General features: G+C 35.9%; 6 protein-coding genes. 5 read left to right on the forward strand and 1 reads right to left on the reverse strand.

From position 1 onward, the window contains the following. Together ABZA26_RS05865 and ABZA26_RS05870 are read left to right on the forward strand one after the other, a co-directional pair. On the forward strand, positions 1-396 hold a 396-nt coding region (locus ABZA26_RS05865), incomplete at its 5' end, for an ATP-binding protein (protein ID WP_372713584.1). A 202-nt stretch (positions 397-598) separates the two neighbouring features. Then, positions 599-895, forward strand: coding sequence for a carboxypeptidase regulatory-like domain-containing protein (locus ABZA26_RS05870; protein ID WP_372713585.1), 297 nt, complete (start codon positions 599-601; stop codon positions 893-895). A 54-nt stretch (positions 896-949) separates the two neighbouring features. On the opposite strand, the gene ABZA26_RS05875 is transcribed toward ABZA26_RS05870, so the two are convergent. After that, the gene (locus ABZA26_RS05875; RefSeq protein ID WP_372713586.1) at positions 950-2,314 is read right to left on the reverse strand and encodes a hypothetical protein; all 1,365 of its coding nucleotides are present in this window, start codon (positions 2,312-2,314) and stop codon (positions 950-952) included. Between the two features lie 448 nt (positions 2,315-2,762). Between ABZA26_RS05875 and ABZA26_RS05880 the strand changes: the two genes are divergently transcribed. From ABZA26_RS05880 to ABZA26_RS05890, 3 genes are all read left to right on the forward strand, one after another. Beyond that, positions 2,763-3,047: a DUF1294 domain-containing protein gene (locus ABZA26_RS05880; protein WP_372713587.1), complete on the forward strand. Its 285-nt coding sequence runs from the start codon at positions 2,763-2,765 to the stop codon at positions 3,045-3,047. Between the two features lie 357 nt (positions 3,048-3,404). Further along, on the forward strand, positions 3,405-5,201 hold the full coding sequence (locus ABZA26_RS05885; protein WP_372713588.1) for a cation:proton antiporter: 1,797 nt from the start codon (positions 3,405-3,407) through the stop codon (positions 5,199-5,201). 150 nt (positions 5,202-5,351) lie between these two features. Beyond that, positions 5,352-5,903, forward strand: a complete 552-nt coding sequence (locus tag ABZA26_RS05890) for a ferritin family protein (RefSeq protein ID WP_372713589.1) — start codon at positions 5,352-5,354, stop codon at positions 5,901-5,903. Positions 5,904-5,928 lie beyond the last annotated feature (25 nt).

The raw sequence follows: 5,928 nt of genomic DNA on the forward strand, positions 1-5,928 counted from the left end.
AATAACTATAAGAAAAAAATATCCGGTCCCATTATTGATAGGATGGATCTCTATGTTGAAGTTAAAAAACTGAAAACAAAGGAACTTTTGAACTACGGAGAGGGAGAATCCTCGGAAACCATAAGAAAGAGGGTGGAGACTGCCCGTGAAAGACAGGGGAAAAGAATGGAAGAGGGGAAACTTAACTCGAATATGACACAAAAAGATATAAAAAAATATTGTAAGCTTGACAGTGAGAGTTTAAAAATTTTGAAAGGTGCCATTGAAAGTCTGGGTCTCTCTGCCAGAAGTTATGATAAAACTCTGAAAGTGGCCCGAACAATAGCTGATCTGGAAAACAGGGATGCCATAAATAAGGGGGATGTTTTAGAAGCCCTTTCCTACCGTAAAAAGTAAGTCTTTCTTGAAAAAGTGATTTTAGAATAATTAATTTGACCTGACAAATGAATTTTAGGTAATTATTATAAAATTATATTAAAGTTTTATAAATTGAGATACTTAATTATATAATCTAAGTTTAAAAATAGAATTTATGACTAGCCTGAGGTATACTTAATATTATTTTGATATAAAAATTAGAAAAAGGAGATGAATTTTAATGTTTAATAAACATTTTTTAGCAGGCGTAATTTTAACTGTTTTGACGGGATGCTCATCAGTTCAGGGGGTTGTGAGAGATAAAGAAACATCCACTACAATATCAGCCGCAACGGTAACAGTAGTACGTACTTCAAACTCTACTTTAACTGATGCTGTTGGTCACTATAATTTATCTGGGTTGTTTATTCCTGGAGATACTTTGATGATTAATGCCCCCAGCTATAATATTTATACTGGAACTTTAAAAAATGCAACAAGAGAGTTCATAGATGTGGATTTAGTTCCTAAAAAATAAAATAAAATAAAAAATGGCAGTGAATTCACTGCCATTTTAATTTTTACAGAGAAACTACATTGGTAATTTGTGCAGAATTATTGTAAAGAGAACCATTCCGAAAAGTGCAAACGGATATGTGGCTCCATACCCTGCAGCAGGGTCGTCATTACCAACTGCATCGATTGCTACTCCAAGTCCAGGAGTCGAAGTCATACCACCGCATATGGCTCCTGAAAGCATAATCCAGTTGATTCCCATGAAATACTTTCCTACAATAAATCCTATAGTCATAGCTACAGTTCCTACAGCTAGAGATACAAAGGCTAAGAACAGTCCAGATCCAGTAAGGGAATCTATAACTGCAAAACCATATCTCAGTCCTACAATAGCTAGGAAAAGAGCCAGTCCTACTTCTCTTAATGCCGCAAGAATCTTTTTATCCATTCTGAAGTGTAACATACCGATCTTTCCGATATAACCGAATATAAGAGCGGCGATAAGTACTCCTCCTGTAGACCCAAGACTGAAATATCCCAAAGGTCCTAAGAAGATGCTAATCTTACCTATAAAATAACCGAATGCACAAGAGAATATAAATGCAGTAAGATCAAAGGATACAGTTTTTATCTCTTTTACTCCGCCAACAGCTTCAGCAGCTGCCATCTCTTCGTTAAACTTTTTATATTCTTCGTCAATATTTAATCTGAAAATAACAGGGAAAAATCTCATGGCGATAATAACTATGATTACTCCAAACGGGTAACCTATAGCATGTCCTACTCCAACCCCGGCTTCTGCTTTAACTAAGAACTTGTCTATTTGCCCAGGCGTCAGAGAAGTGGTGTTTTCAACTGTAGTTCCCTCTTCCCCTAGAATATTTATAATTCTCTCTTTGTCATGGTCGGTTAGGGTGCTGTAAGAACCTGCCCATCCTCTAGCATGATCTCTGGCAGTCTCAATGGCAGCAGCAAGACCAGGAGAGCTAGTAAGTGCTCCTGTATAAACTCCTGAAACTTCATATGGGTTTGCACTTTTACTCATAAGAGTAAGTCCGTATGTTGTAGCAGCTCCAAGGGCAGTTATAACAAATCCCAGTATTATAAATTTTGCACCATATTTTTTTATGATAATTCCTATCTTATCAGCTGCAAGAAGTCCTACCGCTGCAACGAAAAGAATCAGGAAAAGTGAAAAGAACATACTGTCTACGACAGATATCTTTAAAAGTTTTTCGGCATCTTTTACGTGCTTTGTGGCTTCACCGGCAGCAACAATATCTCCGGCCATTTTTTTTACGGCCCATCCCATCCCAAGACCTGTAAAAAGCGTACCTGAAGTCCCGATTTTTAGAAGTTTTCCAAGTATCAAACCTGTAACAACTGCAACAAACATTAAAACAAACTGATCCATCATAAAAGCAATTAAATCAAATTTCATTACATTCCTCCCTCAACTTTTACTTCATCTTAAAAACTTTTGCAATAATTTTGTCAACTGACAAAAGACTGCCATCGACTAGCTACAATTTAAACTCCCTAGGCACCTCCTTGTATCAAGTTTAATATTAAAAAAAGGCCCCAATTTGATGAAACCTAAAAATTAAAACGGTACTTTAAGTAATACAACATAAGTATCAATATACTTCCTCAAAGTCCCTAACATTATATAAATATATTACAAATTTTACTATTTGTAAATACAATAAAAAACATTTTATTTGTAAAGTGAACGAAACGTTCGGCAGGTATGGGTTTTTAATTTTAAAACCCTTGATTATAAAGGGTTTTTGGGAGTTAGAGAAGATAGAATAAAAGAAAATATTGAAAAAAAATTATTTTGCTGTATATTAAATTAACTGATAAAATTATTGAAAGGAGAAAAACTGATGGAAATTACTTTTTTAAAAATACTTTTTATATTCCTTGTTATAATGAATATTTCGACATTTACTGTATATTCTTTTGATAAGATGCAGGCTAAAAATGACAGGGACAGGGTACCTGAATTGAGGCTCATTCTCATGACACTGTTTGGCGGGAGTATAGGGGCACTTATAAGTATGAAGGTTTTTAATCATAAAACAAGAAAATGGTATTTCAGATACGGTGTTCCTATTATGGCCCTGATTCACTTTGCACTTGTTATCTATATGTGGGCCAGACAGAGATAAGCAAAAAAGACAGGTAGATTTTAAGGTCTGCCTTTTTTTATTTTTTGAAGTTCAGTGAAAACAGGAAGAAGATACGGAATTGTTTACTTTAAAGGTTCGGAAAATATAGTTAACTTTAATATTCTAAAAGGGGATTTTGTAAAAAACATTGAAAATATGTCTATTATAATTTATAATTCTAAAAACTTTTTTTTAAAAAAAAGAAAGAATGAAATAAGAGTGAGTGATAAATTTAATTGAACATTGTTAAATATATGTTGAAAAACACCCTCTGAATAAAGTATGATAGTAATGCAGTTATAAAAATTAATTTTGAATTTAATCCTTTTAATATAAACAAAAATAGAGGAGGGGAAAATGGGGTTAGAATTTATGAAAGTTCAGATACTGGCGATAGGTATGCTGATATTAGGAGCTCATGCAGTGGGGGTTCTTGCTAAAAAATTAAATATAGGTGAGACAATCGGGCAGATAATAGGCGGAATGCTTATAGGGCCACACTTTTGGGTTTTGATTCATGACTGGGTAGTGAGAAATGAATTTGTAAGGTCAGCATCTTTTTTTAATAAAATGGAGGATCTCTACAGTCACGGATTTGAAAGCTACAGTATGGTCATAGAAGAAAGTCATTTCTTTGTATTCTTCTTTCTGGGAGTAATAGCTTTTTCACTGGGAGAAGAGCTGCATTTTGACAGACTAAAAAAAGTGGGGATAAAAGCTACTGTAATCTGTGTGGGGCAGGCACTTCTTACATGGATATCGCTATCTCTTGTATTTTGGAAGGTGTTTAATTTTACGGCAATTAATGCCCTTGTAATCGGTTCTATAGGTATAGCCACGGCTCCTGCCCTTACTTTTGTTCTGATGAATAAGCTGAAAATAGAAGGAAAGCTTAAAAATCTATTGGCGAACATAGTAGTTTTAGATGATATTATTGAGGTTGTGTTTTTCTCAGTATTTCTTGGGATAGCTGTCATGACGATGGAGGGGGAATCTCTTTCTGTAGGTCATTTGGCTTATGAAGTGGTCAGAGAGTTGGTATTTGCCTTCTTAATAGGATGGATTATATTTATCCTTCTGAAATTTACAGTGAAGCCGGGGAAGGTAAATAGTGAAGATGGCCTCGAGGTAGATGTGGAGAGTTTCTACGGTCCTATGCCTTCTATTGAGTTATTCTTTATAGTTGTGGGATTTGTAGCAGTTGGGTCTGCTGCAGCACTTCATTTCCATGTACCTTTTCTTGTAACAGCAGTTGTGGCAGGAGCCCTGGTATCAAACTATCATTTTCATGCTATATTTCACTCTCTGCAACTGAGTAATATAATGCCAGCCTTGAATCTGTTTTTCTTTGCTCTTATTGGAGCCAGTGTAAAATTAGAAACTTTTTCTAAGGAAACCTTTATATATGTGGCAGGATATCTCGTTGTAAGGGGATCAGCTAAATTTGTAGGCACATGGGTAGGGTGTTATGCCACAAAGCAGGAAAAAGAGATAACAAACAGTCTGCCTAAACTAATGCTTCCTCAGGCAGGAATGGCTGCAGTGGAAACTATTTTAGTGGCTACAGTATTAAAAGGCCACGGTGGGGAACTTATATTTAATACGATCATCCCGGCTTTGGTAATATTTGAAATCGGAGGAGCCTGGCTCTCAGAAAGAACCCTTTTAAAATGGAAAGCTTATATAAAGAGTCTTCAAAATATTTCCGGTAAAAAGACTGATCATTTTTCAATAGAAGAGATATTGATGGGAAATGTTATAGAACTTGAGGCGGGGAATAAAGAGGAAGCTATAAATAATCTGGCAGAAATAATAGGGGTAAAAGGTGTTATAAAAGATATCCATGAAGTAGCCCATGCCATAATGGCTAGAGAAAAGCTGGCAAGTACATCTCTTGGAAAAGGAGTGGCTATTCCTCACTGTAGAACAGATGAGGTCAGCAAGACAATTTGCGTATGCGGTCTTATAAAAAATCCTGTGGAATGGGATTCTCCTGACGGTAAGCCTGTAGACATAGTATTTCTGGTTATAACTCCAAAAGAGAAGCCACAGGAATACCTTAAAGTCGTAAGAGCCATAATAACAACTATAAAAAAACTGGATTTGGACGGAAGAGTCAATCATGATCTTCTTAGGAATATCCTGACAGTCTGATGCTGTGTAGTAACGAGGGGGCTTTGCTCTCTCGTTCTTTTGTATAAAATCAAAAAAATATATTGACAAAAATCAGAGATGAGGATATAATCCTAGCATGAGTACAGAATTGTAACAATAACAAATTTGAAAACAAAAAGGGAGGATACAATGTCAAAATTCAGATGTACAGTATGCGGGGAGATTTTAGAAGCAGGTATAGAGGTTTGTCCAGTATGTAAGGCAGGAAAAGATAAATTTGAAGAAGTAAAAGAAACAGGAGAAATGGTATGGGCAACTGAGCATATCTTAGGAGAAGGTCTTGCATGTGGAGACGAGCAAATTATAGGGGACCTAAGAGCTCATTTTTCAGGAGAATGTACAGAAGTAGGAATGTATCTTGCTATGTCGAGAGTAGCAGACAGAGAAGGATACCCAGAGGTGGCAGAAGCATACAAGAGAATAGCTTTTGAAGAAGCTGAGCATGCTGCTAAATTTGCAGAGCTTTTAGGAGAGGTAGTTACAGACTCTACTGAGGAAAACCTAAGAAGAAGAGTAGAAGCTGAGTACGGAGCCACTTCAGGTAAATTTGATATAGCCAAGAGAGCAAAACAACTAGGATTTGATGCTATTCACGATACAGTACACGAGATGGCAAAAGACGAAGCCAGACACGGAAAAGCATTTAAAGGTCTTCTTGAAAGACATTTCACAAAAAAATAGTCTATATTTTAAACTGCCTCTGAAT

The sequence above is a fragment of the Ilyobacter sp. genome (assembly GCF_041583315.1).
In the GTDB taxonomy this organism is placed as follows: Bacteria; Fusobacteriota; Fusobacteriia; order Fusobacteriales; family Fusobacteriaceae; genus Ilyobacter.